The sequence below is a fragment of the Streptomyces sp. L500 genome (assembly GCF_054551825.1).
Window position 1 is genome coordinate 35,489 of record NZ_JBTOLC010000017.1, and the last position, 26,554, is coordinate 62,042.

The 26,554-nt window shown below is 71.8% G+C and carries 30 protein-coding genes; 20 read left to right on the plus strand and 10 right to left on the minus strand.

All coding sequences use genetic code 11. The features are described 5' to 3' along the window. Positions 1-41: 41 nt before the first annotated feature. Positions 42-1,865 (minus strand): chitinase, encoded by a 1,824-nt coding sequence (locus tag ACX9I7_RS17760; protein ID WP_459387852.1) that lies wholly within the window; start codon positions 1,863-1,865, stop codon positions 42-44. A 213-nt stretch (positions 1,866-2,078) separates the two neighbouring features. Here ACX9I7_RS17760 and ACX9I7_RS17765 point away from each other — a divergent pair, with 213 nt between their 5' ends. The 11 genes from ACX9I7_RS17765 to ACX9I7_RS17815 all read left to right on the plus strand — a co-directional run bounded on the left by ACX9I7_RS17765 (position 2,079) and on the right by ACX9I7_RS17815 (position 11,881). Next, a complete protein-coding gene (locus ACX9I7_RS17765) occupies positions 2,079-3,035 on the plus strand; it encodes a hypothetical protein (protein ID WP_387566908.1) in 957 nt (318 codons plus the stop codon). Positions 3,036-3,135: 100 nt separating this feature from the next. Beyond that, on the plus strand, positions 3,136-3,855 hold the full coding sequence (gene cpaB, locus ACX9I7_RS17770; RefSeq protein ID WP_459387853.1) for a Flp pilus assembly protein CpaB: 720 nt from the start codon (positions 3,136-3,138) through the stop codon (positions 3,853-3,855). A gap of 52 nt (positions 3,856-3,907) precedes the next feature. Next, positions 3,908-5,650 (plus strand): nucleotide-binding protein, encoded by a 1,743-nt coding sequence (locus ACX9I7_RS17775; RefSeq protein ID WP_459387854.1) that lies wholly within the window; start codon positions 3,908-3,910, stop codon positions 5,648-5,650. Beyond that, complete coding sequence (locus ACX9I7_RS17780; RefSeq protein WP_459387855.1) at positions 5,650-6,111, plus strand: TadE/TadG family type IV pilus assembly protein; 462 nt, start codon at positions 5,650-5,652, stop codon at positions 6,109-6,111. The genes ACX9I7_RS17775 and ACX9I7_RS17780 overlap by 1 nt, the downstream gene beginning before the upstream one ends. After that, positions 6,108-7,541 (plus strand): CpaF family protein, encoded by a 1,434-nt coding sequence (locus ACX9I7_RS17785; RefSeq protein WP_459387856.1) that lies wholly within the window; start codon positions 6,108-6,110, stop codon positions 7,539-7,541. The genes ACX9I7_RS17780 and ACX9I7_RS17785 overlap by 4 nt, the downstream gene beginning before the upstream one ends. Before the next feature lie 14 nt (positions 7,542-7,555). Then, the gene (locus tag ACX9I7_RS17790) at positions 7,556-8,503 is read left to right on the plus strand and encodes a type II secretion system F family protein (RefSeq protein WP_387566893.1); all 948 of its coding nucleotides are present in this window, start codon (positions 7,556-7,558) and stop codon (positions 8,501-8,503) included. 37 nt (positions 8,504-8,540) lie between these two features. Further along, on the plus strand, positions 8,541-9,437 hold the full coding sequence (locus tag ACX9I7_RS17795) for a DUF5936 domain-containing protein (protein WP_387566890.1): 897 nt from the start codon (positions 8,541-8,543) through the stop codon (positions 9,435-9,437). Between the two features lie 316 nt (positions 9,438-9,753). Beyond that, a complete protein-coding gene (locus ACX9I7_RS17800; protein WP_387566887.1) occupies positions 9,754-9,951 on the plus strand; it encodes a Flp family type IVb pilin in 198 nt (65 codons plus the stop codon). Continuing rightward, positions 9,948-10,643 (plus strand): pilus assembly protein TadG-related protein, encoded by a 696-nt coding sequence (locus ACX9I7_RS17805; protein ID WP_387567310.1) that lies wholly within the window; start codon positions 9,948-9,950, stop codon positions 10,641-10,643. The genes ACX9I7_RS17800 and ACX9I7_RS17805 overlap by 4 nt, the downstream gene beginning before the upstream one ends. 36 nt (positions 10,644-10,679) lie before the next feature. Continuing rightward, complete coding sequence (locus tag ACX9I7_RS17810; protein ID WP_387566884.1) at positions 10,680-11,249, plus strand: hypothetical protein; 570 nt, start codon at positions 10,680-10,682, stop codon at positions 11,247-11,249. Between the two features lie 77 nt (positions 11,250-11,326). Continuing rightward, on the plus strand, positions 11,327-11,881 hold the full coding sequence (locus ACX9I7_RS17815) for an OmpA family protein (RefSeq protein ID WP_189451791.1): 555 nt from the start codon (positions 11,327-11,329) through the stop codon (positions 11,879-11,881). A 19-nt stretch (positions 11,882-11,900) separates the two neighbouring features. Here ACX9I7_RS17815 and ACX9I7_RS17820 read toward each other — a convergent pair whose 3' ends face one another. Together ACX9I7_RS17820 and ACX9I7_RS17825 are read right to left on the minus strand one after the other, a co-directional pair. Beyond that, complete coding sequence (locus ACX9I7_RS17820; RefSeq protein ID WP_459387857.1) at positions 11,901-12,758, minus strand: arylamine N-acetyltransferase family protein; 858 nt, start codon at positions 12,756-12,758, stop codon at positions 11,901-11,903. A gap of 160 nt (positions 12,759-12,918) precedes the next feature. Continuing rightward, positions 12,919-13,530 (minus strand): ABATE domain-containing protein, encoded by a 612-nt coding sequence (locus ACX9I7_RS17825; protein ID WP_358624546.1) that lies wholly within the window; start codon positions 13,528-13,530, stop codon positions 12,919-12,921. Between the two features lie 79 nt (positions 13,531-13,609). Here ACX9I7_RS17825 and ACX9I7_RS17830 point away from each other — a divergent pair, with 79 nt between their 5' ends. After that, positions 13,610-14,389 carry an MBL fold metallo-hydrolase gene (locus ACX9I7_RS17830; protein WP_459387858.1) on the plus strand — a complete coding sequence of 260 codons (780 nt, stop codon included), beginning with the start codon at positions 13,610-13,612 and terminating at the stop codon, positions 14,387-14,389. 321 nt (positions 14,390-14,710) lie between these two features. Here ACX9I7_RS17830 and ACX9I7_RS17835 read toward each other — a convergent pair whose 3' ends face one another. After that, on the minus strand, positions 14,711-14,902 hold the full coding sequence (locus ACX9I7_RS17835; RefSeq protein ID WP_459387859.1) for a hypothetical protein: 192 nt from the start codon (positions 14,900-14,902) through the stop codon (positions 14,711-14,713). An 11-nt stretch (positions 14,903-14,913) separates the two neighbouring features. After that, entirely contained in the window at positions 14,914-15,765 is an 852-nt protein-coding gene (locus ACX9I7_RS17840; RefSeq protein WP_392754873.1) for a helix-turn-helix domain-containing protein, read from the minus strand. A 283-nt stretch (positions 15,766-16,048) separates the two neighbouring features. Here ACX9I7_RS17840 and ACX9I7_RS17845 point away from each other — a divergent pair, with 283 nt between their 5' ends. Continuing rightward, positions 16,049-16,570: an ATP-binding protein gene (locus ACX9I7_RS17845; RefSeq protein WP_459387860.1), complete on the plus strand. Its 522-nt coding sequence runs from the start codon at positions 16,049-16,051 to the stop codon at positions 16,568-16,570. Positions 16,571-16,637: 67 nt separating this feature from the next. Here ACX9I7_RS17845 and ACX9I7_RS17850 read toward each other — a convergent pair whose 3' ends face one another. Further along, positions 16,638-16,910 (minus strand): hypothetical protein, encoded by a 273-nt coding sequence (locus ACX9I7_RS17850; RefSeq protein WP_387566865.1) that lies wholly within the window; start codon positions 16,908-16,910, stop codon positions 16,638-16,640. A 385-nt stretch (positions 16,911-17,295) separates the two neighbouring features. Between ACX9I7_RS17850 and ACX9I7_RS17855 the strand changes: the two genes are divergently transcribed. Continuing rightward, on the plus strand, positions 17,296-18,345 hold the full coding sequence (locus ACX9I7_RS17855) for a hypothetical protein (protein ID WP_387566863.1): 1,050 nt from the start codon (positions 17,296-17,298) through the stop codon (positions 18,343-18,345). Between the two features lie 71 nt (positions 18,346-18,416). Here ACX9I7_RS17855 and ACX9I7_RS17860 read toward each other — a convergent pair whose 3' ends face one another. Both ACX9I7_RS17860 and ACX9I7_RS17865 read right to left on the minus strand, forming a co-directional pair. Further along, positions 18,417-19,433, minus strand: coding sequence for a methyltransferase (locus ACX9I7_RS17860; protein WP_459387861.1), 1,017 nt, complete (start codon positions 19,431-19,433; stop codon positions 18,417-18,419). A 117-nt stretch (positions 19,434-19,550) separates the two neighbouring features. Further along, complete coding sequence (locus ACX9I7_RS17865; protein WP_459387862.1) at positions 19,551-19,910, minus strand: DUF192 domain-containing protein; 360 nt, start codon at positions 19,908-19,910, stop codon at positions 19,551-19,553. A 58-nt stretch (positions 19,911-19,968) separates the two neighbouring features. Between ACX9I7_RS17865 and ACX9I7_RS17870 the strand changes: the two genes are divergently transcribed. Then, positions 19,969-20,709 (plus strand): prepilin peptidase, encoded by a 741-nt coding sequence (locus ACX9I7_RS17870; RefSeq protein ID WP_459387863.1) that lies wholly within the window; start codon positions 19,969-19,971, stop codon positions 20,707-20,709. 27 nt (positions 20,710-20,736) lie between these two features. Here the strand turns inward: ACX9I7_RS17870 and ACX9I7_RS17875 are convergent, their stop codons facing one another. Further along, positions 20,737-21,114, minus strand: a complete 378-nt coding sequence (locus tag ACX9I7_RS17875) for a nuclear transport factor 2 family protein (protein WP_189451676.1) — start codon at positions 21,112-21,114, stop codon at positions 20,737-20,739. A gap of 21 nt (positions 21,115-21,135) precedes the next feature. Beyond that, positions 21,136-21,867, minus strand: coding sequence for a TetR/AcrR family transcriptional regulator (locus tag ACX9I7_RS17880; protein WP_459387864.1), 732 nt, complete (start codon positions 21,865-21,867; stop codon positions 21,136-21,138). Positions 21,868-21,977: 110 nt separating this feature from the next. Between ACX9I7_RS17880 and ACX9I7_RS17885 the strand changes: the two genes are divergently transcribed. The 5 genes from ACX9I7_RS17885 to ACX9I7_RS17905 all read left to right on the plus strand — a co-directional run bounded on the left by ACX9I7_RS17885 (position 21,978) and on the right by ACX9I7_RS17905 (position 26,357). Then, complete coding sequence (locus ACX9I7_RS17885; RefSeq protein WP_387566848.1) at positions 21,978-22,343, plus strand: darcynin family protein; 366 nt, start codon at positions 21,978-21,980, stop codon at positions 22,341-22,343. Further along, entirely contained in the window at positions 22,340-22,816 is a 477-nt protein-coding gene (locus ACX9I7_RS17890) for a hypothetical protein (RefSeq protein WP_459387865.1), read from the plus strand. Before ACX9I7_RS17885 ends, ACX9I7_RS17890 begins: the two co-directional genes overlap by 4 nt. Beyond that, entirely contained in the window at positions 22,813-24,426 is a 1,614-nt protein-coding gene (locus ACX9I7_RS17895; protein ID WP_459387866.1) for a multicopper oxidase family protein, read from the plus strand. The genes ACX9I7_RS17890 and ACX9I7_RS17895 overlap by 4 nt, the downstream gene beginning before the upstream one ends. 51 nt (positions 24,427-24,477) lie before the next feature. After that, the gene (locus ACX9I7_RS17900; RefSeq protein WP_459387867.1) at positions 24,478-25,059 is read left to right on the plus strand and encodes a TetR/AcrR family transcriptional regulator; all 582 of its coding nucleotides are present in this window, start codon (positions 24,478-24,480) and stop codon (positions 25,057-25,059) included. A gap of 92 nt (positions 25,060-25,151) precedes the next feature. After that, positions 25,152-26,357 carry an MFS transporter gene (locus ACX9I7_RS17905; RefSeq protein WP_459387868.1) on the plus strand — a complete coding sequence of 402 codons (1,206 nt, stop codon included), beginning with the start codon at positions 25,152-25,154 and terminating at the stop codon, positions 26,355-26,357. The last annotated feature ends 197 nt before the right edge of the window (positions 26,358-26,554 follow it).

Genomic DNA, 26,554 nt, shown 5'->3' on the forward strand with positions numbered 1-26,554 from the left:
CGGGCGGGCCGGGAGGCCCAGCCCGCCCGGCGCGCGCTCGCCTACGGCAACCCGTGGACGTGCGCCCCCACCGCGTCCGACCAGGCGTTGCCCGCCGTGGCGTCCCAGTTCGTGGACCACGTCATCGCGCCCCGCAGCCCCGGGTACGTACGCGGCGGCTTGAACGAACCGCAGCCCGTCCCCTTGGTGAGGCAGTCCAGGGCCGCGTTGACCACGGACGGCGCCACGTACCCGCTGCCCGCTCCGCGCGGTGAGGCGGGCACCCCCAGACCCACCTGGGACGGGTCCAGCCCGCCCTCCAGCTGGACGCACGCCAGCGCGGTCAGGAAGTCCACCGAGCCCTGCGCGTACACGTTCCCGTCGCAGCCGTTCATCGAACCGCTGTTGTAGAACTGCGTGTTGACGACAGTCAGGATGTCCTTGATGTCGAGCGCGGTCCTGAAGTAGGCCGAGGACGTCGACTGCATGTCGATCGTCTGCGGCGCCATCGTGATGACGAGCTTGTCGCCCGCCTTCGCCGACAGCGCGCGCAGCGCCTGCGTCATGTACGTCGGGTTCAGCCCGTTCTCCAGGTCGATGTCGACGCCGTTGAAGCCGTATTTCCGCATCAGTGCGTACACGCTGTCGGCGAAGTTGTTCGCGGACGCCGCGTCGTTGACGCTCACCGCGCCCCGCTCGCCCCCGACGGAGATGACGACGGACTTTCCCGCCGCCTGTTTGGCGGCGATGTCCGCTTTAAACGCCGCCTCCGGGTATTTCAACGCCGGGTCGAGGGCGAAGTCGACGGCCCCGGGTGTGGTCGTCGCGTCCGCGAAGGCGACGGCGATGATGTCGTACGTGGCCGGGACGTCGGCGATCTTCTGGACGGTGGCGCCGTTGTCGAAGTTCTGCCAGTAGCCGGTCACCGCGTGCCGGGGCACGCCCGGGGTGCCGCCCCCGCCCCCGGCCGTCGTGGCGGTGACGGCCGCCGAGGCGGCCGACTCGCCGGCGGCGTTGGATGCCGTCACCTGGAAGCGGTACGAGGTGGCCGCCGCCAGCCCGGTGACGGTGGCGGACGTGGCGGTCGTCGACAGTGCCCTGGCGCCGTCCCGATAGACGGTGTAGCCGGTCGCGCCGGGCACGGCCTGCCAGGTCAGGGCCACGGACGACGCGGTGACAGCGCCCGCCGTCAGCCCGACCGGCGCGTCGGGCACCCGGCCGCCGGGATCGCCCGGGTCGCCGCCGCCGGGACCCGTGAGGGTGAAGTCGTCGGCGAAGAAGGCGGGCTGCCCGTACCACCCATGGGTGAACACCGTGACGGAGGTGGTGTTCGCTCCGGTTGTGAAACCGGTGGTGAGCTGCTGCCAGTCGGCCGCGTTCGGCGTCCACGTCGACACGTCCGTGGTGCCCGTCCCGCTCGCGCCGAGGTAGACGTACGAGCCCCGCACCCACGCGCTCAGCGTGTACGAGGAGTTGGGCCGCACGCTCACGCTCTGCGCACACGTGGCGGTGTCCGAGCCGGTGGGGGCGGCCCGGAGCGCGGCGGAGCCGGAGTGCGCGGGGGAGGCGACCGTCGTGCCGCTGCCGCCGGTACAGCTCCAGGAGGAGAGGCCGGACTCGAAGCCGGGGTTCTTGACGAGATTCGGGCCGTCGGCGGCCGGGGCGGCGGCCCGGGCGGCCCCCGCGCTCGTACCGCCCAGGGCCACGAGGCCGCCGGCCGCGAGCGCGACGGCGGCGAGGGCGCCACCGAAGCGTCGTCCGAGTCGGCGTCTGAGGGGCGGGCGGGGCGAACGTGGCCGGTGCCGATGGCGGGGTATGCGTTCCACTACTGCCTCCGGTGGGAAGGAAGTTGACGCTGTTATGAGGTGTGATGGGGGGGTGTTCATACGGAACGGTGGCCACCGTCCGTGGCGCCAATGTGGTCCAGACCAATGCTTTCGTCAAGGCTTCGGCACCACCGCCACCACCCCGTGGGGCAAACATCGAGGAACTGTTCTCAGCCGCTCCATTCGTGGATAAAGTGCGGAGGCGCCAGCACTGGGCAGTATCGATCTGCGACCGCCGGAGCCCCCGCGGCCGGAGTGAACGGGGAAGCCGACGTGCCGATTGCGATAGCGGTCACCAGTTCCGATCTGGTGCTCCCCCCGCCCGGCGGGCCCGTCCCGGCGGCCGCCGTGCTGCGGCCCCCCGAGGAGCAGCCCCTGGAGACCGCCGTCACCCAGGCCGCCCTCCTGCTCGAACAGTGCGGGCACCTCGTCGTCCTCTACCCCGACTCCCTCCCCGCCGCCTACGTCCGCCGGCTGCACACCGTGCGCTCGGTCCTGGAGAGCGACCGCGTCGCCCTGCTGCCCGTCGCCCTGCCACCGCTCGCCGTCGGCGTCCTGGCCCGGCAGTTACGGCAGTTGTCGGTCTCCGACCTCAGCCCCGGCGTGCTCGCCTCCGCCGCCCGGCTGCTCACCCACTACATCTACGCGGGCGCCCAGCTGTCCTCCGTCGCCCGCTGCGACCGCGTGGACGTGGGCATCGGCGCGCACGTCAGCTCCCTCGTCCCCGGCACCCGCTTCGGCGTCCTCGTCAACCCCGCCCGCAGACTGCTGCGCACCGGGCCCGGCGAGACCCCCGACGGCCCCGGCTTCGCCACCCGGCTGACCGTCGCCCGCTCCCGCCCCCGCTCCGCCACCGGCGAGGACTGGGTCACCGACACCCTCGCCCCGGGCTGGCGCGTCCAGGGCGTCCAGGAGATCCTCCCGCTGCCCGCCGACTCCCGGCGCTGGTGGGGGAACCGGCGGGCCGTCGAGTTCGCGGCCGCCATCCCCGACCCGTCCGTGCTCTACCAGCTCGTCACCTCCGTGCGCCGTGAGGAGTGCCGCTGGTGCGGCCTCGAACTCATCGGTGACCGCTGCGGTTTCTGCTCCGCGCCCGTGCCGCGCGCGGACGCCGCGACGGGCGAGCCCGGCGCGACCGGCGACCGCACCGCCCACTCCCACGCCCTCGGCCCGCCCGCCGCCCGGGGGCCCGGCGCCCGCCACGCCGCCCCGGCGACGAGCGGCCGCTGAGCGGGCGCGACCGTCCGATGCCCGCCCCGATGCCCGTCCCGACGCTCGTCCAGATGCCCGTCCCGCCCCCGACCCCGGTCCGAACGAGGTTCGTCACCCCATGAATTCACGCCAGCGACGCGGCATCGTCCTGCTGCTCCTGTCGGCCCTCTGCGCCGTCGGCGCGTTCGCCGGGGTGTTCTCGGTCATCCACGACGCCGAGTCGAAGACCGGACCCGAGATCACCGCGTACCGGCTGAAGACCGACATCCCCGCCTACCGCGACCTGGACACGGACGAGTTCGAGAAGATCTCCATGCCCAGGCGCTGGCTCCCCGTCACCGCCGTCACCGACCTCTCCGCCGTCCACGGCAAGATCGCCGTCACCCCGCTGCGGAAGGGCTCGCTGCTCCAGAGCGACATGATCGTCGCCCGGCCCGCCCTCGCCCCCGGCAAGCAGGAGATCGCCATCATGATCGACGCGGCCACGGGCGTCGCCGGCAAGATCCAGCCGGGCGCGCGGGTCAACATCTACGCCACCTTCGACGCCAAGGAACAGGGCGCCAAGCCCGTCTCCAAGGTGATCGTCAGCGGCGCCCAGGTCATCGACGTCGGCAAGCTCACGCCCTTCAAACGGGACGGCGACAGCCGGTCCGCCGCCACCACCCGGCAGGCGGGCGAGGCCGTGCCGATCACCTTCGCCCTGGACACCAAGGACGCCCAGCGCGTCGCCTACGCCGAGTCGTTCGCCTCGCACGTCCGGCTCGCCCTCGTCGCCCCCGGCAGCCAGGAACCCGTCGGCGGCGGCGACCGCACGTACACCCTCGACGGTGACAAGTAGCCGGACCCGAGGATTCGAGGACCCGAGTGTGGATGGAGGAGGCAGGCTCCCGGTGACGATCAGAATCCTCCCGGCCGTCGGCGACCCCGGCACCGCCCGTGCCGTCGCCGGAGTGCTCGCCGGACTTCCCGGCGTGGCGGTCCTGCCCGGCGTCGGCGACTCCGCCCGCCTGCTGGAGGCGCTCGCCGCGCTGGGCGCGGGCGGTATCGCCCACCTGCCCGAGGTCGTCCTCGTGCACGAACGCCTCGGGCCCGCGCCCGCCCTCGAAATCGTCCGCGAGATCGCCCTGCGCTTCCCCGCCACCGGCGTGATCCTCATGTCGGCGGACGCCGGGCCCGCCCTCTACGCCGCCGCCATGGACGTCGGCGCGCGCGGCCTCGCCATACTGCCGCCGACCTACGAGGAACTGGGCGCCCGCGTCCAGGCCGCCGCGCACTGGGCCGGCGGGGTCCGCCGTCATCTCGGCGCGGCGGCCGAGGGAACCGCTGACGGAAGCGCCGCCTCCGACCGGGCGGGCGGCACGCTCGTCGCCGTCGTCGGCGCCAAGGGCGGCGTCGGCACGACCGTCACCGCCGTCCAGCTCGCCCTGGCCGCCTCCGCCGCCGGCCGGGCCGTCGCCCTCGCCGACCTGGACCTCCAGTCCGGCGACGTCGCCTCCTACCTCGACGTCCAGTTCCGCCGGTCCATCGCCGACCTCGCCGGTATCAGCGACATCACCCCGCGCGTCCTGGCGGACGCCGTCTTCCCCCACCCCACCGGCCTCGGCCTGCTCCTCGCCCCGGCCGAGGGCGAACGCGGCGAGGACGTCGGCGAACCCGCCGCCCGGCAGATCACCGCCGCCCTGCGCGGCCGGTACGACCTCGTCGTCGCCGACTGCGGCACCCAGATCACCGCGGCGGGCGCGGCCGTCATCGAGGCGGCCGACCTGGCGTTACTGGTCACCACACCGGACGTGGTGTCCGTCAGGGCGGCCAAGCGCATGGTCCGGCTCTGGGAACGGCTTCAGATCCGTACGGCCGAGGAGACGACCACCGTGGTCAACCGCCACACCCGCAACGCGGAGATCCAGCCGCCCCTCATCGCCCGCTCCACCGGCACCCGCGCCGCCCGTACGACCATCCCGGCCGGCTACAAGGAGCTCCAGGGCGCCGTGGACTCCGGCCGGATGCAGGACCTCGACGCCCGCTCCGGCGTCCGCCAGGCCCTGTGGACCCTGGCCGGCGAACTGGGCCTGGCCACGTCCCCGGCCCGGACGGGCGCCGCCGAACGCCCGGCAGCGCTGGGCGGCCTGCGGAGGCGCCGTGCCATAGAGGGCGGCGCTGCCACGACCCCCACCGGCGGGGGCACGGGCCCGGGCCCGGGCACGGGCCCGGAGCAGCTCTCCCCGGTCCCCCCGGCCGGCGGCCGCTTCCGGCGCCGCGACCGTTCCGGCGACCGCTTCGGAGACCGTTTCGGCGACCGGGGTCAGGTCGCGGTCGAGTTCGTGGGGATCCTGCCGCTGATCCTCGTCGCGCTGGCCGTCGTCTGGCAGTGCGTCCTGGTCGGCTACAGCTACTCCCTGGCCGGGCACGCCGCCGACAAGGGCGCCCGCGCGGGCGTCGTCGGCCGCGACTGCGCGGCGGCGGCCCGCGCGGACATGCCGAAGTCCTGGCACACGGAACCGTCCTGCGGACCGGGCCCGGCGGCCGGGGTCTACAGCGCGAGCGTCCGCGTGAAGGTCCCGCTCCTCTTCCCGGGCGCCGCCGACTGGCCATGGACGGTGGAAAGCACGGCGGGCGTGGCGAGGGAGGACTGATGAATCCAGCCCCTCCGGCGTTCGATGAGCGGGGGTCCGGGGGCGGAGCCCCTGGAAGAAACGGGAAGGGGCGGGTCCGGGGAGAAAACCACTCCCCGGACGAAGGATCGGCCTCCATCGAGTTCCTCGGCTTCCTCCCCCTCCTCCTCAGCCTCGCCCTGGCCGCCGCCTACCTGGGCATAGCCGCCTACGCCACCCAGCAAGCCGGCACCGCCGCCCGCGCGGCCGCCCGCACCGCCACCGTCGACACCCCGAAGACCGCCCCGGCGGCAGCCGCCCGCGCGGCCGTGAGCCCCTGGGTCGCGGCCAGGGCGGACGTCGACGCCACCTCCTGCGCCCCCGGCGAGGACCGGGCGACGGCCACCGTGACCGTCGACGTCCCGCCCCTCCTCCCCGGCACCGGCTTCACCGTCACCCGCAGCGCCACCATGGCCTGTCCCCTGGCGAGGACCGCCCCATGAGCCTCCGCGCCCGCATCACCGCCACCCCCGAGGCCCGCCCCGACGGCCGGGAGCCCGGCCATCTCGTCCCCGTCTACCGGGCCAAGCTGCTGGAGGAGATCGACCTCGCCGAGATGTCCGCGCTCGCCGCCGACGAGCGCCGCTCGCGCCTGGAGCGCGTGCTCGGCCACATCATCAGCCGCGAGGGCCCCGTCCTGTCGACCGCCGAACGCGACAGCCTGATCCGCAGGGTCGTCGACGAGGCCCTCGGCCTGGGCGTGCTGGAGCCGCTCCTGGAGGACCCGTCCATCACCGAGATCATGGTCAACGGCCCCGACCAGGTCTTCGTCGAGCGCGCCGGCCGCGTCGAGCCCGTCCCCGTACGGTTCGCCTCCCACGAGCAGCTGATGCAGACGATCGAGCGGATCGTGTCCACCGTCAACCGCCGCGTGGACGAGTCGAATCCGATGGTCGACGCCCGGCTCCCCACCGGGGAGCGCGTCAACGTCATCATCCCGCCGCTCGCGCTGAACGGCGCCACCCTCACCATCCGCCGCTTCCCCCGCGCGTACACCCTCCAGGAGCTGATCGCGATGGGCACGCTGGACGAGCCCATGCTGATGCTGCTCGCCGCGCTCGTCCGGGCGAAGTTCAACGTGGTCGTCTCCGGGCCGACCGGCGCCGGCAAGACGACGCTCCTCAACGCCCTCTCCGGCCTCATCCCGGACGGCGAACGCATCATCACCGTCGAGGACGCCGCCGAACTGCAACTGCAACAGCGGCACGTCATCCGCCTGGAGTCCCGCCCCCCGAACGTCGAGGGGAAGGGCCGGATCACCATCCGCGACCTCGTCCGCAACTCCCTGCGCATGCGCCCCGACCGCATCATCGTCGGCGAGGTGCGCGGCGGGGAGACCCTCGACATGCTCCAGGCCATGTCCACCGGCCACGACGGCTCCCTCGCGACCGTCCACGCCAACAGCGCCGAGGACGCGCTGATGCGGCTGCGCACGCTGGCGTCGATGTCCGAGGTCAAGATCCCCTACGAGGCGCTGCGCGACCAGATCGACAGCGCCGTGGACTGTCTGGTGCAGCTCGTCCGCCACGCGGACGGCACGCGCCGCATCGCGGAGATCGCCCTGCTGACCGCGTCCACGGACGGGTACGGGACCGACGGGCGTGGCGACCACCGCCTCGTCACCGTCGCCCGCTTCGACGCCGAGCCCATCGGCGCCGACCGCGTCGTACGCGGCGCGTTCACGCACTTCCCGCTCCCCGAACGCGCCGCCGAGCGGCTACGGCTCGCGAACGAGCCCGTCCCACCGGCCTTCGGCGTCGCCGCGTTCCCCCAGGAACTCACCGTCCGGGGAGCAGGAATGGGGACCGGAACAGGAACCGGAGCGGGAACAGGAACCGGACAGAGCCGGCAAGGCATCAGAGGGAATAGGTAGTCGAGGAAGCGGACATGGACCACCTGGACGAGCTCGCGCTGCTGACCGTCGGCGCCACCGCGCTGTGCGGGACGCTGGCCGTCGCGGGCGTACGGACGTACGTCACCGGCAGGGACCGCCACCAGGCGCTCGTCGACCGGCTCTCCGACGCCCCCGCCCCACCCCCCGCCGGCCCCGCCCGGCCCTTCCGGCGCCTGGACCGGTGGCTGAGGGCCACCCGCCCCGGCCGACGGCTGGAGTGGGAGATCGCGGCGACCGGACTGGACATCACCGTGGGCGAGTTCACCGCCGCGGCGATCGGCGCGGCGGCCGCGCTGTGGATCGCCGCCGCGCTGCTCCTCGCGCCGTTCTTCGGGCCGTTGGCGGCCGCCGTCGCCGTCTGGTCCTCCCACGCGTTCCTGGTGTGGCAGCGGCGCAAACGCACCGAGAAGTTCATCAACCAGCTTCCCGAGCTCTCCCGGATCCTCGCCAACGCCACCCAGGCCGGGCTCGCCCTCCGCACGGCCCTCGGCATGGCGGCCGAGGAGATGGAGGCCCCGGCGGGCGAGGAGCTCGCCAAGGTCGCCGACGGGCTCGCCGTCGGCCACTCCGTCGACGACGCCCTGGGCGAGCTCGCCCGGCGGCTGCCCTCCCGCGAACTGGTGGTGCTCGTGACCACGCTCGTCCTCTCCCATCGCGCGGGCGGCACGGTCGTCAGCTCCCTGCGCAATCTCACCACCACCCTCGAAGAGCGCAAGGAGACCCGGCGCGAGGTGCGGACGCAGCTCTCGCAAGTGACGGTCACGGCCTACGTCGTACCGCTGATGGGCATCGGGACGCTGCTGCTGATGGACCGCATCGCACCGGGATCGCTGGACAGGATGACGGGAAGCTGGCTGGGGCAGGCCGCGGTCGTGGCGGCCTTCTGCCTCTACGGGGTGGGGTTCTTCCTCATCCGCCGGATGTCGAGGATCGACGTATGAGCCGGGCCCGGGACGTGGGGACTCGGGACGTGGGGAGATGAACGGCGTGGGAATCCTGCTGGCGCTGCTGGCCGGCGTGTCCGTCGTGGGCGCCTGCTACGGCATCGCGCTCGTCCGCAGCGAGGCCAGGCTGCCGCCGGACCTCGTCCTGGCCCTCGAAGTCGGCTCCACGCGCACCACGGCCGTCGGCTCGGCCGTCGACCGGCTCGGCATGCGCCACGCGCCGCTGGTGCTCCGCCTGATGGGGGAGAAGCGCGTCGCGGCCGTACGGCGCCGCATCGACCGCGCCGGCAACCCGGCCGGCCTGACCGTCGACCGCTACGCGGCCCGCCGGGCCGTCTACGGCGCGCTCGGCTTCGTCGGGGCGCTGGTGATGCTGGCCAAGGGCCAGCCCTTGCTCGCCGTGCTGATGGTCGCCTTCGGCCTGTTCTGGATCGAGGTCGGCATCAGGGCCGCCGTGCGGGAGCGCCGGGCCGCCATCGAACGGACCCTGCCGGACTTCCTCGACGTCCTCGCCGTCGTCGTGAGCGCCGGGCTGAGCTTCCGGCAGGCGCTCGACCGGGTGGCCGAGCACTACGAGGGCCCGTGGGCGGACGAGCTGCGGATCGTGCTGCGTCAGCTGGACATGGGCGTCGCCCGCCGCCAGGCCTTCGACGAGCTGCGCAAGCGCAATGACTCCGAGCAGGTCGCCCAGTTCGTCACCGCCCTCCAGCAGGGCGAGGAACTGGGCACGCCCATCGCCGACACCCTGATCGGCATCGCCAAGGACATGCGCCGCACGGACGCCCAGCTGGCCCGGCGGCGAGCGGCCAGGGCGGTGCCCAAGGCGACGATGGTCATCACGACGTTCATGGTCCCGGGCACGGTGATCCTGCTGATCGCGGGGTTCTTCCTGGGCTCGGGCACGGATTTCGGCTCCATCACGGGGGAGTGAGGGCCAACTGGTGATCACCACCTGTGAGAGGAGAACCACCGCCATGACGCACGCCTCGCAGCACATACACATATCCCCGCACCACGCCGCCCCCTGCTCCGAGCCCGCCGGGGACCACCCGGTCCATCCGTTGGGGGAGTTGAGGGAAGAGCGTGAAGGGCCTTCGCGCCTGCAATCGGATGTGGGACAGTCGTCGGCGTCGACGTCCGAGGGCATCGCCGCCGAACGGGGGTGAGACAGATGGTGTCCCAACTTCCCGGTGAGGGAAGGGAACGGGACCGTACGGTCCGTACGGAGATCTCCCTAGGAGGAGAACATGAGGCTCAAGGTAATCCAGCGACTGTCGGCAGACGACTGGAACTGGACCCGGGACCGGGACCGGGGGCAGACCTCGGTCGAGTACCTGGGCATCATCGCCGTGGTCGTCGCCATCATCCTCGTCCTGACGACGACGGACTTCGGCACGATGATCGCGACGGCGATCACCAACCAGATCAGCCGCATCACCGGCTGAACCGGCCGGCCGAGCGGCGGTTCCACGGCGGCGACGCGGGGCAGGCGTTCCCGCTGTACATCACGGCCGTGGCGGCCCTGCTCTTCCTCGCGCTCGCCTTCTTCGCCGTCGGCCGGGCGGGCGCCGTCAAGAACGCCGCCCAGACCGCCGCCGACGCGGCCGCCCTGGCCGCCGCCCAGGACTACCGCGACCAGCTCCGTACGGGCTTCCTGCTGGCGGTCGGCACGGGCGGCGCGGGGGGCACCGGTGGCTGGGTCGACTGGCTGGCGGGCCGGGGCGGCCGGGACGGCCGGGCCTGCGAGGCGGCGGAGTCCTACGCACGGCTGAACGGCGCCCAGCCGACGATCACTTGCGACCCTGGCGGTGAGCCGGGTTCGTTCACGGTGACGGTCACGTCGGAGCGGACGGTGGGGGAGTCCGTCGTCCCCGGTACGGGCGACAAGCGCGCGACGGCGACGGCGAAGGCGACGGTGACCCCGCGCTGCGACGCCCGTCCGGCACCCCCCACACCGACACCCGCCCCTACGCCCACATCCGCACCCACGACATCCCCATCCCCGAGCCCCTCCCCGTCCCCTCCTCCGGTCATCGACCTCACCTGCGACGGCGGGAAGGTGCTGGTGATCGACCCCAGGCGTCCCGAGGCGACGGTGAAGGCGACGGACCTGTTCGCCGTACGCCTCGCAGAGTGATCCCACCGTCCGTCCGACCAGTGAAGGAACGGCACCATGAGCTCTCGTATCGCAGGTGCGGCCCTTGTGGTCGTCATATCCCTAGCCCTGGCGGGCTGCGGAGGTGAGGGGAACGATGACGGAAAGAAGACGATCGACCTGAACGCGGCGAGAGGCTCCGGCGCCGACACCGGGCCGAAGTCGTCGGAGGAGCCCGCGTCGTCGTCGGGCGGCGCGAAGCTGGGCGAGATCAAGGGCCCGGACGGCGTGGTCGTCACCCTCACGTCGGCCGTCCGCGACAAGGGCGGCTTCGTCACCGTCAACGGCACGGTCGCCAACCGGGGCAGCAAGCCGTACACGCCGCTGACCTGGCGTTCGAAGGAGACGGAGATGAAGTCGCAGTCCTCGGTCTCGGGCGCCTCGCTGATCGACTCGGCGGGGAAGAAGCGGTATCTGGTCCTGCGCGACACGGACGGCGAGTGCCTGTGCACCACGGGCCTCGTCAACATCCGTCCCGGTGAGAGCCGTCCCGTCTTCGCCCAGTTCCCGGCGCCGCCCGCGTCCGTCACGGACGTGGACTTCCAGCTGCCGGCGATGCCGTCCGTGCGGATCAGGATCTCGGGGTGAGCGGGGTGAGCGGCGTGACTCCGGCAGCGATTCCCTTGGGGACATTCCTGGCGGTGACGCTGGCTTTCGCTGTCACGATGCCGGGCCCGGCGGCGGTGAACGCGTACGCGGACGCGGGCCCCGGCCGCCAGGCGAACACCACCCCGCCGGTGAGACTCGACCCCACGGCCCCGGGCCTCAAGCTCCGGCCGGGCAGGAAGCTCGCCCCGGGGCGCGTCCTCGACATCAAGTCGGTCGTGGAGACGGACGACGGCGGCGAGCGCCGCGAGGACACCAACGTCGACGTCACCTTCGCCCTCCAGGCGGAGGTCATCTTCGACAAGGACAGCGCCGACCTGGGCGACGCGGCCCGCGCCCGCATCCGCGCGATCGCGGACGAGGTGAAGAAGCAGAAGGCCACCGCCCTGCGCGTCTTCGGCTTCACGGACAACCTCGGCGACGCCGACCACGGCGTCTCCCTCAGCAAGGAGCGCGCCAACATGGTCCAGCGCGAGCTGGCCAAGGACCTGGGCTCGGCCACGATCCAGTACGAGATCCGCGGCTACGGCGAGCAGTACCCGATCGCCGACAACGCCACGGAGGACGGCCGGCGCAAGAACCGCCGAGTGGAGGTGAGCTTCCCCAGGAAGTAGGGGTCCCGGCTCTCCCGGGTCAGTCCGAGTCGAGCCCTTCCTCGCGCAGCCGTGCGAGCTCCTCCGTGCCGAGCACGATTCCGAACGTCTCATCCAGCACCCGCCCCAGCTCGTCGGGTTCCACCTTCCGCTCGGTCGACGAACCGTCGGGCCGGAACGTGGTCCACGTCGTGGCGTCGAGCCGGTGGTGCCGTGTGGTGCTGAACTTCTGGGCGAACAGGCGCTTCACGAACGGCGAGCGCGCGTGCGTGCCGACGTAGTGGCTGGCCACCACGTAGTCGATCGGGTACGCCGGTCGCAGCGTGAACGTGTGCCGGTCCTCCCAGCCGTCCGCCCGGTACTGGTGGAGCCACCAGTCGTCGATGCCGAACGTGCCGTCCCGCCGCTCCATCCGGAACCGCCATCCGTCGAGGTCGGCTTCCACCCCGTCGGCGATCTCGACCGGTCCCAGCGGCCCGGCGCCGAATCCCACATCGCACAGCCACAGCCGGTCGTCGTCCGCGGCCGTGACCGCCAGCAGGGCGTGTGTGGCCGGCAGCACCTTCCGCGCACCCATCGTCACCCGGCCTATCAGCCCGGTGAACGTGAACCCGAGCCGCTCGAGCGCGGCGGCGAACAGCACGACGTGCTCGAAGCAGTAGCCTCCGCGCCGGCCGCGCACCAGCTTGTCCTGCACGGACTCGAGATCCAGCAGCACGGGCACGCCCAGCACGGCGTTGACGTTCTCGAACGGGATCGACGTGACGTGCGCCCGCTGCAGCCCCCGCAGCACCTTCAGCGTCGGCGCCCGCTCCCCCTCGTACCCGATACGGGCCAGGTAGGCATCGAGGTCCAGCTGATCACCGTGCCACCCGCGTCCGGAGTCGGCCTGCGTCATGGTCCATCCCTTTGGGTCCAACCCTTTCGGGTTCAACATTCCGTACGGCTCGACGGTAGGCGGTGGAGTGCGGTCCGCGCCTCTGTATATCGACGGGACCGGCTCGCCTTTTGGGCCTAGGACCAGGGGCGTATTCCAAGGCCCGCCACCGCGCACCGGTTCACGCGCCCTCGCTCCGAGTGCGTCGCGCGTAGGCACGGGCCGCGCGGGCACGGTCGCCGCAACGCACCGAGCACCAGTGGCGACGGGCGTGGGTGCGCAGGAGGTAGCGCCGGCAGGGCGGCGAGCCGCAGGCGGCGAGCCGTCCGGCGTCGGGGCCGGTGAGCAGGTCGGCGGCGTCGGCGGCGAGGACCGCGAGGGCGTGGTCGACGACCTGCTCGGTGGGATGCGCCTGGACACGGTGCAGGCCCCGCGTGGGATCCCAGCGCAGCAGCGCGGCCGCGGGGGCGGCGGTCAGCGCGTCGTTGACGGCGCGCAGGGTCCCGTCCGGCGGGGGCAGGGCGTCGATCCTGGAGGTGAGCAGGGCCCGTAGCTGATCCCGGAGGGCGCGTATCCGGATCGCGCACACCTCGCGCAGCTCGGTGCCGGCCGGCACGAGGTCGCGTTCGGCCAGCCATCGCGCCGCCGCCTCGGGCGAGCCGAGGAGGTCCGGGAACAGGCCGCCCGGCAGGGCGAGCGCGGTGTTGGCGAAGTCGAGTGCGGGGTACTGCTCCGCGCCGGGTGCGGGCGGCGGGGCGGGCTCGTCGGGCGCTGCGTCCTTCATGGTTCTCATGTTAAGCCTTGCGCGTTTCCGTGAGGCTCGCCTACCGTCACCTCACGGAAAACATTCCTTCAACCCGTGAGGAAATGACATGACGTCGGAAACCGGCAGGCCCACCGAGCAGACCTCCGTCAGCGTCTTCGGCGGCCCGACCGCCCTGATCGAGTACGGCGGCCTGCGGTTCCTCACCGACCCCACCTTCGACGCCCCGGGCGAGTACCCCATAGGCGACGGCCGCGCCCTCACCAAGACCGCCCCCACCGCCGTCACCCCGGCCCGACTCGCCCCGATCGACGTGGTCCTGCTCTCCCACGACGAGCACCCGGACAACCTCGACCATTCGGGCCGTGCGCTGCTGGCCGACGTCCCCCTGACCCTCACCACCCGTGGCGGCGCGGGCCGCCTCGGCGGCACCGCCCGGGGCCTGGCTCCCTGGGAGACCGTCGACCTGCCCCGCCCCGACGGCGGCACCCTGACCGTCACCGCCACTCCGGCCCAGCACGGTCCCGAGGGCTGCGAGCCCGTCACGGGCGAGGTGATCGGCTTCGTCCTGACCGCCCCCGACCTGCCCACCGTCTACGTCAGCGGTGACAACGCCTCGCTGGACGTGGTCCGGCGGATCGCCGACCGCTTCGCCCCCGTCGACACCGCCGTCCTCTTCGCCGGCGCCGCCCGCACCGCGCTGCTCGACGGTGCTCTGCTCACCCTCGACAGCGCCCAGGCCGCCGAGGCCGCCGCCATCCTGGCCGCCGGACGCGTGGTGCCCGTCCACTTCGACAGCTGGGGCCACTTCACGGAGGGGCGCACGCATCTGGCCGACGCCTTCACGGCCGCGGGGCTGCGGGACCGGCTGGAGCTGGGAGCGGCCTGAACGGCGCCCTTGCCACGCGGGGGCCGGCGGCACGCCACCGACCCCGGCGAAAGCCCGGGTGACCTCGGGGGCGTAGCCCCGGCCTCGGCGGGAGGCCACGATGCCGTATCCGATTTCGAGGGTTCCCTCACTGGGCGGCCAGAACGGTCCGATCGAGCCCACCGCCAGGCCGCTGTCGCCTTCGGCGGGGAAGTCGTCCGCCCAGTCGACCGACCTGGTGGTGTCGAGGACGGCGGCGACCTCGGACAAGCACCAGGGCCGGAGAACGAGACCGGACGGTACCGACTGCCTCCTGGCCCGGGCAAAGGGTTTCCGGTCGCGCTAGAGGAGGTGATCGGCCTTGCCCGCCTTGATGTCGCGGATGAGGGCGCGCAGCGCCTCGCGGCTGTCGGTGAGGTAGCGGTCTTCGGCACCGGCGACGGCGATGTAGGCGTGGCCAGCGCTGTCGGTTCCTATTCGGAAGCAGTTGTTGCCCTCGCCGCAGTAGGGGGCTTCCCAAGTGATGTGGTTCATGGATGCATTCCTCACAAGTCGCGTGCGATGGTTCTAATGAAGTCCTGGGACCGTGCAGGGTCCAGCGAAGCTCCATCCATCCAGTCGAGGTGCGCACGGCACTTCGCGAGTTGTGATTCCGCGAACAGGAATTCCGGGCCGTGGGCTTGGTCGAGCTGGACGGTGTCCAGCTGGGGCACCGGCCCTTCGGCGTACAAGGTGGCGTGTCCGGCACCTGGGAGCGCTCCTGCTTCGACGGGCAGTACGCGCAGGACGGTGCCATCGCGCTCGGATGCGCTGAGCAGGTAGTTCAACTGGTCTTTGGTCACCTTCCTGCCGCCGAACTGCATGCGCAGCGCTGCTTCGTGGATGTAGCCCACGTACTCAAGGGGCCTGTCGCGCTCGAAGATCTGCTGCCGCTCCATCCGATGAGCCACACGCAGCTCGACCTCCAGCCTTGGCAGACGCGGAAGCACCGCCTCGAAGATCGCTCGCGCGTACTCCTCGGTCTGGAGGAGGCCGGGCAGGTGCATGACCTGTGAAGTGCGTACCCGTGCGGCGTGCCACTCCAACTCGGCGATGTCCAGCAAACCTGCTGGCAGAGATCCTCGGAACCGCTCCCACCAGCCACGCTCGCGGTCTGCGGCCATGGCCTCAAGGGCGGCCATGTAGGCATGGTCATCGCATGCGTAGTTGCAGACCAACGTCCTCAGGCGATCGGGCGTGATGACACGCACACCGGCCTCGATGTTGGAGATCTTCGTGCGGTCGATGCCCAGCAATCCGGCTGCGTAGTCGGTGGAGAGGCCTGCCGCCAGACGCATTCTGCGCAGCTCGGCGCCCAGCCGCTTCTGCCGTTCAGTGGGTGTCTTCCTGGGTGGCATGGTCCATTCCTACAGCGCGCCGCTGTGGGGCCGTGCACGGACGTCAACACCTCACCCGATAGGGGTAATAGCCACCTCCGGCGTGGCACGCGTGTCACGCACTCGTTAGCTTCGGTAGTGCACCGCAGAAGCCCGGCGCAGCCGGAAGCGCATCACGTGGGCATGCCCGAACTCTCCGTCCCTGGGAGGGACGTGCCCGCGTCAGGGAGACAAGCCACCGGCGTACGCCGCAGCGCGCGTGCGAACTCCGCAAGCTCAGACCACCCACACGGGAGTCGTCGCCATGCCATCCGCAAGCATTTGCCCATCCGTCACCCCGAGCGCAACCGACCCCTCCGACCACCTCTCACTCACCCCCACCACCCGCTCCCCGGAATCGCTCGCCTACAGCTACGCCATCCCGGGCGAACCGCACGCGGTCGCGGTGGCCCGCACGAGCGTGCACAACGCGCTGACCGCGCACGGGCTGGCGGACCTGCTGCCACCGGCCCTCCAGGCAACCGGCGAACTCGTCGCGTGTGCGGCGCTGTTCGAGCCCGGACAGGTCCTGTGCCTGTCCGTCGGCTGGCAGCAGGAAGGGGTGAGGATCGTCGTGTGGGATCCGCACACGCGGCACGTGGATCCGGACGGGTCCGCGAAGTGCGCGGCGCGCCGCAGCAAGATGCTCTATCTCCTCGCGTGCGTGGTGCACGAGTGCAAGGGGAGCTGGGGGGTGATCCGCCCGGCCCCGGCGCGGGAGGGCACCCGGGTATGGGTGAACCTCCCACGCCAAGGGGCAGCCGACTACGCGGCGGCGCTCTGCTGACAGAAGGTGCCGCAGGTTCAGGGTCGGTTCACCGCGACGCGGTGGTTCGGCCCTGGGCGGCAACCTGTCAGAAGTGGTGCGACGCGTTGCGCTCCGAGGCGTCGCACTGGGCGGCGCGGCGCATGAGGGCGTCGGCCTGGGCGAGGGTGCGGCGGGCGGCCTCGCGCTGGCCCGCGCGCTTCTGGCGGGCGGCCTTCTGCTTCAGGACGTCGGCGTCGCGGTGGAGCTTCGCCACGTCGCAGGTGATGGCGGCCGCCTGGGCGGTGGGGGCGGTGACGAGGGCGGCACCGGTGCCGGCCATGACGGCGGTCAGGACAAGTGCGGATATGCGACGACGCATAGGTTTCCTTACCGAGAGATACGGATCAATCCAGCCACACGTTTGGCCGGAACTGATCGTTCACCGTATACGAGTTGGAGCGGTCGCGCGTATGCGGGATGGCAGGGCAGGATGGGGCCGCCCGAGCGGGGAGCGGTGAGGGAGGCGGGACATGAGGGGCGGGCTCGTCGTGGTGGCGACGGCGTTCGGAGTGCTCGTCGGGGCTGCGGGTAAGGCGGAGGCGGCCGGGGCGGCGGATGAGCCGGCGGCGTACCGGATGGCTTCGGGGGCGACTGCCGTGCAGGGAGCTGAAAACAGCGCTGATCGCGGTCCTGAGCTGAAGGCGGGCGCGAGTACGTATACCGACAGCATCAAGCCGAAGGAAACGAAGTACTACACGGTCGAATTGGACGCTCAGTCGAGCGCGTACGTGTCGGCGGTGGCGGTACCGAAGGCCGGGAGCGCGATGGGGTTGCGGGACGGGATCGACGTGTCGTTACAGGCGCCGGACGGGACGCAGTGCGGGACGGTGCGGCACCGGTCGTTCCTGTCGGTCGGCGGCGCGTACCCCGTCGCGGACTACGCGGAACGCGTGGTGAAGCCGGGCGCGGCGTGCGGGGCGCCGGGTTCGTACCGGTTCGTCGTGGAGCGGGGGGACGCGCTGGGCGGGGACGCCTCGGCCGTACCGATCGAGCTGAAGTACGTGGCGGAGCCGCCGCAACGCACGGAATCCGCCGATACGTTGTCGGCGCCGGGGGCGTGGAGCTCGCAGGCGCCGCCGAAGCCGCCGCAGGGCGCGGCGGAGGGCATCGCGGGCGGCACGGGTTTCAACGACGCCGCCGAACTGCGCCCGGGGACGTGGCGCGACGAGCTCAGGCCCGGGGACACGCGGTTCTACCGCGTATCGGTCGACGCCGGGGAACAACTCTTCGCGGACGCGGAGTTCGGCGGGGCGGACAAGGGGGTTCCGATGGTGATCGGCGGCGTACGGCTGGGGCTGAACAACGCCGCGCGCGGCTTCGTCATGAACAAGACCACCGGCTACCAGGGCAAACCGGCCACCGTCTCGCTGGCCACGCCCCCGGCGGCGTACGGCGGTGGTGCCGGTGGCGGTGGTGAGGTCGTGCGGGGCATGCGTTTCGCGGGCTGGTACTACCTCCAGGTGAGTCTGAGCCCGAAGGTGCGGCAGGGCTCACGTGGGGCGGGTGTGCCGGTCACATTGCGGGTGGACGTCGCGGGCGCGCGCAAGGCCGACCAGGGCGTCGGACGGTCGCAGGGGAGCGGCGGCCACCCGGGCGGCGAGGGCGGCGTGGGAGGGGAACTGGTGGCCTCGGCCGGCACCGGCCCGCGCAAGGAGTGGCTGCGGACGATCGGCTATGTGGGGATCGGCACGGGGACGACGTTGCTGCTGGGGCTGGGGGCGTGGGCGCTGCTGGCACGTCGGCGTGACGGGTGACGGGTGGGACGGGCGACGGCCGGGGGGCCAGGGGGCGGTGCGGATAACAGCCTGGCCAGGGACGCCGAGGGTCATTTCCTGCCGATCACCATCGACTCGGGCCCGGACAGATGCCGCACATGGCTCTCGCGGAATCCGGCGTCGGCCAGCCAGCCCCGGCAGTCGGCGCCGGTGTACTCGAAGCCGCCGGGGGTCTCCAGGAGCATGGTGAGGCTCATGAGCAGACCGTCGACGTTCTCCCGGCGGTCGTCGTCGAGGAGCGTCTCGTAGATGACGACGAGTCCGCCGTCCGGCAGCGCCTCGTGGGCCTTGCGCAGCAGCGTCCGGCACGTGGGGAGGTCCCAGTTGCTGAGGATGTGGCCGAAGATGAGCACGTCCGCTTGTGGCAGCGGTTCGGTGAAGAAATCCCCGGCGCGGAAGGCGAGCCGGTCTGTGAGGCCGGACTCCGCGAGCCGCTGTTGGAAGGCGGGCGCGACGGCGGACAGGTCGAAGCCGGTGCCCCGGAGGTGTGGGTGGCGGCGGAGCAGCCTGGTGAGCAGGAAGCCCTCGGCGCAGCCGATGTCCGCGACCGTGCGGTAGGGGGACCAGTCGATCGCGTCGACCAGGGCGAGGACGGACCCCATGGACAGCCCCGTCATGGCCTGCTGGAAGGCGGCGAGGCGATCGGGGTCGGCGTAGAGGGTGGCGTAGATGTCCTCGTCGCCGGACTCGATCTCGTTCTGCGGCTCGCCCGTGCGCAGCGCCGCTTCGAGCCGGCCCCAGAGCCCGTACATCCTGGCATCGGTCATCTCCAGGAATCCGCCGAGATAGGTGGGTTCGCCGCGGACAAGGTAGCGGGCGGTGGCGGGGGTGTTGGCGTATGCACCGCCGGTGCGCTCCAGGAGGCCGAGGGCGACGAGGGTGTCGAGGAAGTCATGCGCGGAACGGGGGTGAAGGGTGAGGCGGGCGCGTAGTTCGTCGCCGGTGAGCGGGCGCTCGGCCAGCTCCGAGAAGAGGCCGAGGGAACTGGCGGTGAGCAGGACTTTCGCGGTCATGAAGCCGGAGGCGATTCGCAGGAGGGCGTCAGGGCCGGGGGATGTAGCGCTCATGGTGACTGGCTCCTCGTGAGGCGCGCACACAGAAGGGACGTGCCGGATAAATCCGTACTACCCGTTCCGTGCCCGGCGCAGACGGGGGGCGGGGAGGGGCCGTGGCGGGCCCGGGGGTCAGCCGGACGGCAGGATCTCGACGCGCACGCCGGGCGCCAGGCCCCACTCCGCCATCGCGCCCGCCGCGCTTTCCAGGACGTGACGGGCCCTGATCCGGGGAAGCCCGAGGCGCCCGGGTCGCATGGTGCGAACGGTGAGCACGGTGAAGTGCCGGTCCAGATACGCGACATCGATGGGGAAGCGCATGCGCCAGGTGTGGACGCCGGAGGCGGGGGTCAGGAGGAGGGCGCCCGTGAGGGAATCGCGGCCGAGGAGGCCGCGTGTCCGGGCCCGGTAGGAGGCGGCGATCTCCAGCGGTGTGATCATCCCGCTGGAAACGACGTGGAGTTGAGTGAAACCGTCCTGGTGGCGGGCCATGCGCCAAGGTTATCCACAGGCCCCGGCGAGAATCGGCGAACGTACGTAACCTCGGGGCATGGACGTTGTGTTGATCGCCGTTGCCGCTGTGTATGGCGCCCTCGCCGGGGTGTTGACACGGCGCGCGCGGTTCCGGCTGGCCGTGGAGCCGGAGGAGGGGTGGAGATCCACGGCCCCGTGCGGGCACGCCGTCGGCGGCTGGGTGGGCGCGGCGCGCTGCGGCGTGTGCGGAGAGAGGTACGGGCCGGGCGCGCCGGCGCCGCCGTGGTGGCCGGCGGTCATGACGGCCGTGGTGTGCGGGGGGCTCGCGGCAGCGGTCGGGATACGGCCCGAGCTGGCCGTGTGGCTGCTCGCGGTGCCCGTGGGGGTGGTGCTGGCGGGCGTCGACCGGCAGGTGCACCGCCTGCCGGACGTCCTGACCCTGCCCCTGGCGGCGGGGACGGCGCTCCTGCTCGGAGCGGCCTCGCTGATACCGGGCGCGGCAGGCTCCTGGCCCCACGCCCTCCTGGGCGGGCTGGCGCTGGGCGGCGGCTATCTCGTGCTGTTCCTCCTCCACCCGAGCGGCATGGGCTTCGGCGACGTGAAACTCGCCGCGGGCCTGGGCTGCGCCCTCGGCTGGTACGGCTGGTGGCCCCTGCTCCAGGGCGCCCTGGCAGGCATGCTCCTCGCCTCCTGCTACGGCAACGCCCTACGCGTCACCCGCCGCGTCCCCCGAGGCGCGTCCATACCCCTGGGCCCATTCCTGATCGCAGGCGCCTGGGCCGGCGTCCTGGCAGGCGCCCTACGAGCCAAGGGCTGAAGCGAGGGACAGCGGCAGAAGGGCGACTCAGGAGGCGGACGGCTCGATCTCCCCCGCGAAGACGATGACCTGGTCGATGAGGCTTCGCCGCAGATGGACGACGTCCGTTCCCGCCAGGCGGGGGCCTCCATTGGGCGTGGTGAAGACCCACTGGTACCGGGCCCACTCGTCGGGCATGTCCACCGCCGAGCAGCGCACCATCGTGCCGGTCCCCGCCGGGTGGCGCCGGATGTCCAGCACGAACCGCTCGACCGCAGCGATTCCTTCGCTGCGACCCAACGGCCCCCAGAAGACCACGTCCGAGGTCAGGGCCTGGGAGAGCAGGGCAGTCACATAGCTGTCGTCCGAGGCGTTGAACGCGGAGATGAACGTGTCGATCGCGGAGCGTGCCGTCTCTTCCTGCATGCCCCAGTATTGCAGCGGTTCTCAGCGGTGGTCGGCGTCGGGGGTGGCGCCCAGTGTGGTCAGGATGTCGTCGAGGGTGTGCTCGAAGAGGGGTTCGGGGTCGGTGAGGGCGAAGTCGAGGTGGCCGAAGGCTTCCACGGCGACTGCTCCGTACAGACGGGCCCAGCAGGCGACGAAGACGTAGATGACGTCGAGGGGCACGGGTTCGCCGGAGAGGTGTTCGCGGACCTCCTCGAGTTGGGCCGCCCAGGCGGGGTCCAGGGCGGTGGGCGGCGGCTGGACGCCGCCGTTCCGCCACAGCTGGACCATCAGGTCGAGGAGGACGCCGCCGAAGCGCCAGCTGGAGTCGTGGGCGGTGGTGCCGGGCGTGGTGTCGGCGTCGGCGTCCGGCTTGGCGAACAGCAGGCCGAACTCGCGGGGGTGGTCCAGCGCCCAGCGGCGCAGTTCGCGGCACACCTCGCGCAGCCGTCGTCCGGGCTCGTCGGCCGGGTGGCGGTCGCGGGCCGTGGCGAGGGCGGTGGCCAGCTCGTCGTAGAGGGACGAGGCCAGGGCCTGGATCAGGTCGCGGTGGCCCGCGTAGTAGCGGTACAGGCCGGGCGCGGTCATGCCCATCTCGCGGGCGATGGCCCGCAGCGTGACGGCCCCCGGCTCTTCCTCGACCAGCAGTCGCCGCCCCGTCCTCAGGATCTCCGCCAGCGCCTCCTCGCGAACGCGGTGCTTGCGGCCGGTACGGGCTCCCGTGGTGCTGGACATGGGGCTCGGCCCGCCTTCCCTCGACGCTTCCCTTGACAAAGTTAACGCCTATCACTTTACCTTTCCCTCGAAAGTTAACACCGTTAGCAAATGCTTGTCGGGGGAGTCCCATGAAGTACGGCATCGTCCTCACCTACACCGTCACCGAGCGGTGGCTGGCGCTGTCGCGCGAGCAGCGCAACGCGATGCGCGAGGCGCATCTGGAGCCCGCCTTCGCCGCCTACGCCGACCGCGTCCGGGCCCGGTTCTTCGACGCCGAGGCGTTCAGCGGCCGTTTCTCGGATTTCGTCGTGCTGGAGACGGAGGACCTGGGCGCGTACTACTTCCTGATCGAGGCCCTGCGCGACACACCGGTCATCGCCGAGGGCTACCTCACCTTCGGCGAGATCTTCCTGGGCGTCGAGGACGGCTTCCAGGCGTACGAGCGGAGCGAGCAGGGCGGGCGGGCCCAGGGTGACGAGGCCCGGTCCCGGTGAGCGTGCGGAAGGGGTACGGGCGTCGCTGGCCCTTGCGGCTGCTGCGCGCCACGGCCGTGCTCGTGCTGCTGGACACGCTCGCGCAGGCAGCCCTGGCCGGTCTCTTCGTCACCGGGAATCTCGACCTCCTGGCCTGGCACGCGGCCAACGCCGACGTGCTGAGCGCCTTGACCGTCCTGGAGACGGTGGCGGCGTTGCTGGTGTGGCGGCGCCTGCGCGGTCCGGGCTGGCCCGTGGTGGCGAGCGCGGTGCTGGTGGCGTTGGTGAGCGTGCAGCGGGGGCTCGGCGAGGCCCGCGTGCTCGCGGGCCACATACCGCTGGGGATGGCCGTCTTCGGCTGCGCGACGGCCTTGGCCTGCTGGGCGTTCACCCACCGGCCCAGCACCCGCACCCGCACCCGCGCCAGTACCCGCACCCACGCCAGCACCCGCGCCGCGCAGCAGACGGGCCGGCCGTTGGAGGTGGCCGGATGAGGCGCCTGGGCAGGCTGAGCAGCCGGCGCGGGTTCCTCGGCCTGACGGCCGGGGTCGGCGCGGCGATGACCGTTGGTGCGGCGGGCTGGGCCCGCCTGGCCGGGGCGTCGACGGGCCGGGTGCTGGCGAGCGAGGGGCCGCCGCCCAAGCCGTTCGGCGTCCCGTTGCCGGTTCCGCCGGTCGCCCGGCCGGTACGCGGCGAGGGCGGAGCCGACGTCTACGAGGTCGAGCAGCGCGAGGGTCGCATGGAGATCCTGCCGGGCCGGAAGACCACGGTGTGGGGGTACGACGGGATCTTCCCCGGCCCGACCTTCGTCGCCCGCTCGGGGCGCAGGACCGTACTCCGGGTGCGCAACAGCCTCGCCGTCCCGACCGTGACGCATCTGCACGGCGGCGTCACCCCTCCGGAGTCCGACGGCTACCCCACCGACCTGCTCCTGCCCGCCCGTTGCTCACCCGGCGGTCCGAGCCAAGCCCACGACAGCATGGGGGACGAGCATGACGGGCGGGTATCCATCGGCTACCGCACCTACGAGTACCCGCTGCCGCAGCGGGCCGCGACGCTCTGGTACCACGACCACCGCATGGACTTCAGCGCCCCGCAGGTCTGGCGCGGCCTGGCCGGCTTCTTCCTCATCGGCGACGAGGAAGAAGCGAGGCTGCCGCTGCCTGGCGGTGACCGCGACGTCCCGCTGATGCTGTGCGACCGCTCCTTCGAGGAGGACGGTTCCTTTCGCTATCCCGCCCCCGCCCCCGCCCCCGCAGGCGCCCCCGGGCACGGTCACGACGCCTTTCCCGACGGGGTGCTCGGCGACGTCCAGCTCGTCAACGGCGCGCCCTGGCCCGTCCTTGAGGTGTCCGCCACCCGCTACCGCTTCCGTTTCCTCAACGCCTCCAACGCCCGCCGCTACCGGCTCCGCCTCGAAGCCGACGAAGGCAGGCCCGGCCGGTTCGTCCAGATCGGCAGCGACGGTGGGCTGCTGGCCGCGCCCCAGTCACTCGCCGCGGTCGACATGGCGCCGGGCGAACGCTGCGACGTCGTCGTCGACTTCGCCGGCTTTCCCGTCGGCAGCCGGATCACCCTGCGCAACTCCGCCGCCGAGGGCGGCATGCGTGACGTCATGCGGTTCCACGTCGTGCGCCGGGGACGGCGCGGGGAGCGGGACGACAGCCGCGTCCCGGCCCGGCTCGCCGCCTCCTTCGAGAGGCTCTCGCCGAGCGCGGCGATGCCGGTGCGGGTCTTCGACTTCCGCCGGACCCCCACCGGCGAGGGCGGCGAGGACCGGCAGATGTGGACCATCAACGGCCGGCCGTTCCGCACCGGCGCCGTGCTGGCATCCCCGCGCCTGGGCAGTGTGGAGCGGTGGCGTTTCAGCAGCGATTTCCACCACCCCGTGCATGTCCACCTCGCCCAGTTCCAGGTCGTTGCCCGGGGCGGCAGGCCGCCCGCCGCCGCGGACGCGGGCTGGAAGGACACCGTGGACGTCCGTCCGTACGAGGTGGTGGAGGTTCTCGCACGGTTCGCCGGCTACAGGGGTCGCTACATGCTGCATTGTCACAACCTCGAACACGAGGACATGGCCATGATGGGCGACTTCCAGGTCGTCTAGCGGGCGCACCAGTATTGGACCGACTGATCCAAAAGCTGTTACGGTCACTTCATGGCCCGACCGAGGAAGTTCGACGAGGAGCGGGCGGTCGACGCCGCGCTGGAGGCGTTCTGGACCGCCGGATACGAGGCGACCTCGACCCAGGATCTGTGCGAGGCCACCGGTCTGGGCCGCAGCAGCATCTACAACACCTTCCACAGCAAGCGTGACCTCTTCCTCCGCACCCTCGCGCTGTACATGCGTCGCAAAAGCGATCAACTGGCAGCGCTGCTGGAGGAGGACGTCCCCGCCCGCGAGAAGGTCCGCGCCCTGCTGGACAACGTCCTCGCGGAGGAGGCCGGGGCGGACGGCGGCGGCCGAGGCTGTCTCTACGTCAATACCGCCGTCGAACTGGCCTCGCGCGACCCGGAGGTGGCGCACGAGCTGGAGCGTGACTACGCCCGCCGCCACGACACGCTCACCGCGGCCCTGAAGGCCGGGCAGCGGGCCGGCGAGATCGACCCGGCGAAAGACGCGAGCGCGCTCGCGCACTTCGTGACCGCGACCGTCGGCGGCATCCGGGTCGCGGCCCGCGCCGGTGCGGGCGAGGCGGCGCTGCGCGCCATCGCCCGTACCGCCCTCGACGCGATCTGACACCCGATCGCCTTCTTCACCCCCGTCCGCGCGCGCCCGCGCATGCCCGAATTTTGAACTGACCGATACAAAACAAGAATCAGGGAGCTGCCATGCCCCGAGCCGTATACGTACTGGCACTAGGCATCTTCGCCATGGTGACCAGCGAATTCGTCGTCGCCGGACTGATGCCGCAAATGGCCGACGGGCTGGACGCGACCATCCCGCAGATCGGCTATCTGATCACCGCGTTCGCGGCCGCCATGTCCCTCGGCGGGCCCCTCCTGACCGTCGCCGTGCTGAGGCTGCGCCCCAAGCGGGCCCTGGCCGTGCTCTTCGTGGTCTTCCTGCTCGGCAACGCGCTGGCCGCCACGGCCTCCGGCTACGGGGTCATGGTGGCGGCGCGTGTGATCACGGGTGTCGCCTCGCAGGCGTTCTTCGGCACGGCCATCTCGCTCTGCGCCCAGCTGACCCGTCCCGAGGTGCGGGGCCGGGCGGTGGCCGTGCTGATGAACGGCCTGATGCTGGGCACGCTGCTGGGGCTGCCGATGTCCACGGTGATCGGGGAGCGGCTCGGCTGGCGCGCCGCCTTCTGGGTCATCACGGGCCTCGCCCTCCTCGCGGCGCTGTGCACGCTCGCCGGGGTGCCGGACGTGCCACACGCCGAGGACGGCGGGAGTCTCCGCGAGGAGATGGGAGTCTTCCGGAATCGCGGGCTCTGGCGTGCCCTCTCCACCAGCACCTGCGTCATCGGCGCGACGTTCTGCGCGTTCTCCTATTTCAACCCGATCCTCACCGAGGTGACGGGATTCGGCGCCGGCACCGTCCCGCTGCTGCTTATCGGCTACGGGGCCGCGACCGTGATCGGCAACAACATCGTCGGGCGGCTCGCCGATCGCCACACCGTGACCGTCCTGCTCTTTGGTCTAGTCCTTAACCTGGTCTTTCTCACGGGATTCGCACTGCTGGCCCATCTCAAGGCGCCGACGGTGGTGTTCATGATGGGCATCGGCCTGGTCGGCGTGACCATGAATCCGGCGATGGTGACGCGTGTGCAGCGGGTCGGCAATGCCCGGCCGCTGGTCAACACCGTCCACTCGTCCTTCATCACCTTCGGGATCATCATCGGGTCGTTCGTCGGCGGACTGGCGATAGCCGATTTCGGTCTTCGCGCGCCGCTGTGGCTCGGGGCCGGTATGGCCGTGATCGGCGCCCTCACCCTCGCTCCCGACCTTCCCTTCAGGGCGGCGAGGGCCCATCGGGAGCCCGCCGGAGGTTCGTCCGAAGCCCGTCGAGAGGCTCGCGTGATGTCCCCGTGACTTCGCCGTGATGTCAATGACGTCCGGAATGCGGAATCACGTCAAGCCGATGATGACTTTGCAAGACATTTTCAGAGGAGCGGTGGGCCGGATTCCGGATAGCGACCGGATGGCCGGTTCTGCGCCTTCAGCCCAGCAATGAAGGGTTCGAGGGGGCTCGACCCGGCTCCGCAAAACGGCCCGCACAAGATCAACTT

Coding starts and splice junctions, on each gene's coding strand:
- ACX9I7_RS17760 (WP_459387852.1), bottom strand. CDS start 1,865: ATGAACACCCCCCCATCACACCTCATAACAGCGTCAACTTCCTTCCCA.
- cpaB (WP_459387853.1), top strand. CDS start 3,136: ATGAATTCACGCCAGCGACGCGGCATCGTCCTGCTGCTCCTGTCGGCC.
- ACX9I7_RS17780 (WP_459387855.1), top strand. CDS start 5,650: ATGAATCCAGCCCCTCCGGCGTTCGATGAGCGGGGGTCCGGGGGCGGA.
- ACX9I7_RS17785 (WP_459387856.1), top strand. CDS start 6,108: ATGAGCCTCCGCGCCCGCATCACCGCCACCCCCGAGGCCCGCCCCGAC.
- ACX9I7_RS17790 (WP_387566893.1), top strand. CDS start 7,556: ATGGACCACCTGGACGAGCTCGCGCTGCTGACCGTCGGCGCCACCGCG.
- ACX9I7_RS17795 (WP_387566890.1), top strand. CDS start 8,541: ATGAACGGCGTGGGAATCCTGCTGGCGCTGCTGGCCGGCGTGTCCGTC.
- ACX9I7_RS17800 (WP_387566887.1), top strand. CDS start 9,754: ATGAGGCTCAAGGTAATCCAGCGACTGTCGGCAGACGACTGGAACTGG.
- ACX9I7_RS17810 (WP_387566884.1), top strand. CDS start 10,680: ATGAGCTCTCGTATCGCAGGTGCGGCCCTTGTGGTCGTCATATCCCTA.
- ACX9I7_RS17815 (WP_189451791.1), top strand. CDS start 11,327: ATGCCGGGCCCGGCGGCGGTGAACGCGTACGCGGACGCGGGCCCCGGC.
- ACX9I7_RS17820 (WP_459387857.1), bottom strand. CDS start 12,758: ATGACGCAGGCCGACTCCGGACGCGGGTGGCACGGTGATCAGCTGGAC.
- ACX9I7_RS17825 (WP_358624546.1), bottom strand. CDS start 13,530: ATGAGAACCATGAAGGACGCAGCGCCCGACGAGCCCGCCCCGCCGCCC.
- ACX9I7_RS17830 (WP_459387858.1), top strand. CDS start 13,610: ATGACGTCGGAAACCGGCAGGCCCACCGAGCAGACCTCCGTCAGCGTC.
- ACX9I7_RS17835 (WP_459387859.1), bottom strand. CDS start 14,902: ATGAACCACATCACTTGGGAAGCCCCCTACTGCGGCGAGGGCAACAAC.
- ACX9I7_RS17840 (WP_392754873.1), bottom strand. CDS start 15,765: ATGCCACCCAGGAAGACACCCACTGAACGGCAGAAGCGGCTGGGCGCC.
- ACX9I7_RS17845 (WP_459387860.1), top strand. CDS start 16,049: ATGCCATCCGCAAGCATTTGCCCATCCGTCACCCCGAGCGCAACCGAC.
- ACX9I7_RS17850 (WP_387566865.1), bottom strand. CDS start 16,910: ATGCGTCGTCGCATATCCGCACTTGTCCTGACCGCCGTCATGGCCGGC.
- ACX9I7_RS17860 (WP_459387861.1), bottom strand. CDS start 19,433: ATGAGCGCTACATCCCCCGGCCCTGACGCCCTCCTGCGAATCGCCTCC.
- ACX9I7_RS17865 (WP_459387862.1), bottom strand. CDS start 19,910: ATGGCCCGCCACCAGGACGGTTTCACTCAACTCCACGTCGTTTCCAGC.
- ACX9I7_RS17870 (WP_459387863.1), top strand. CDS start 19,969: ATGGACGTTGTGTTGATCGCCGTTGCCGCTGTGTATGGCGCCCTCGCC.
- ACX9I7_RS17875 (WP_189451676.1), bottom strand. CDS start 21,114: ATGCAGGAAGAGACGGCACGCTCCGCGATCGACACGTTCATCTCCGCG.
- ACX9I7_RS17880 (WP_459387864.1), bottom strand. CDS start 21,867: ATGTCCAGCACCACGGGAGCCCGTACCGGCCGCAAGCACCGCGTTCGC.
- ACX9I7_RS17885 (WP_387566848.1), top strand. CDS start 21,978: ATGAAGTACGGCATCGTCCTCACCTACACCGTCACCGAGCGGTGGCTG.
- ACX9I7_RS17895 (WP_459387866.1), top strand. CDS start 22,813: ATGAGGCGCCTGGGCAGGCTGAGCAGCCGGCGCGGGTTCCTCGGCCTG.
- ACX9I7_RS17900 (WP_459387867.1), top strand. CDS start 24,478: ATGGCCCGACCGAGGAAGTTCGACGAGGAGCGGGCGGTCGACGCCGCG.
- ACX9I7_RS17905 (WP_459387868.1), top strand. CDS start 25,152: ATGCCCCGAGCCGTATACGTACTGGCACTAGGCATCTTCGCCATGGTG.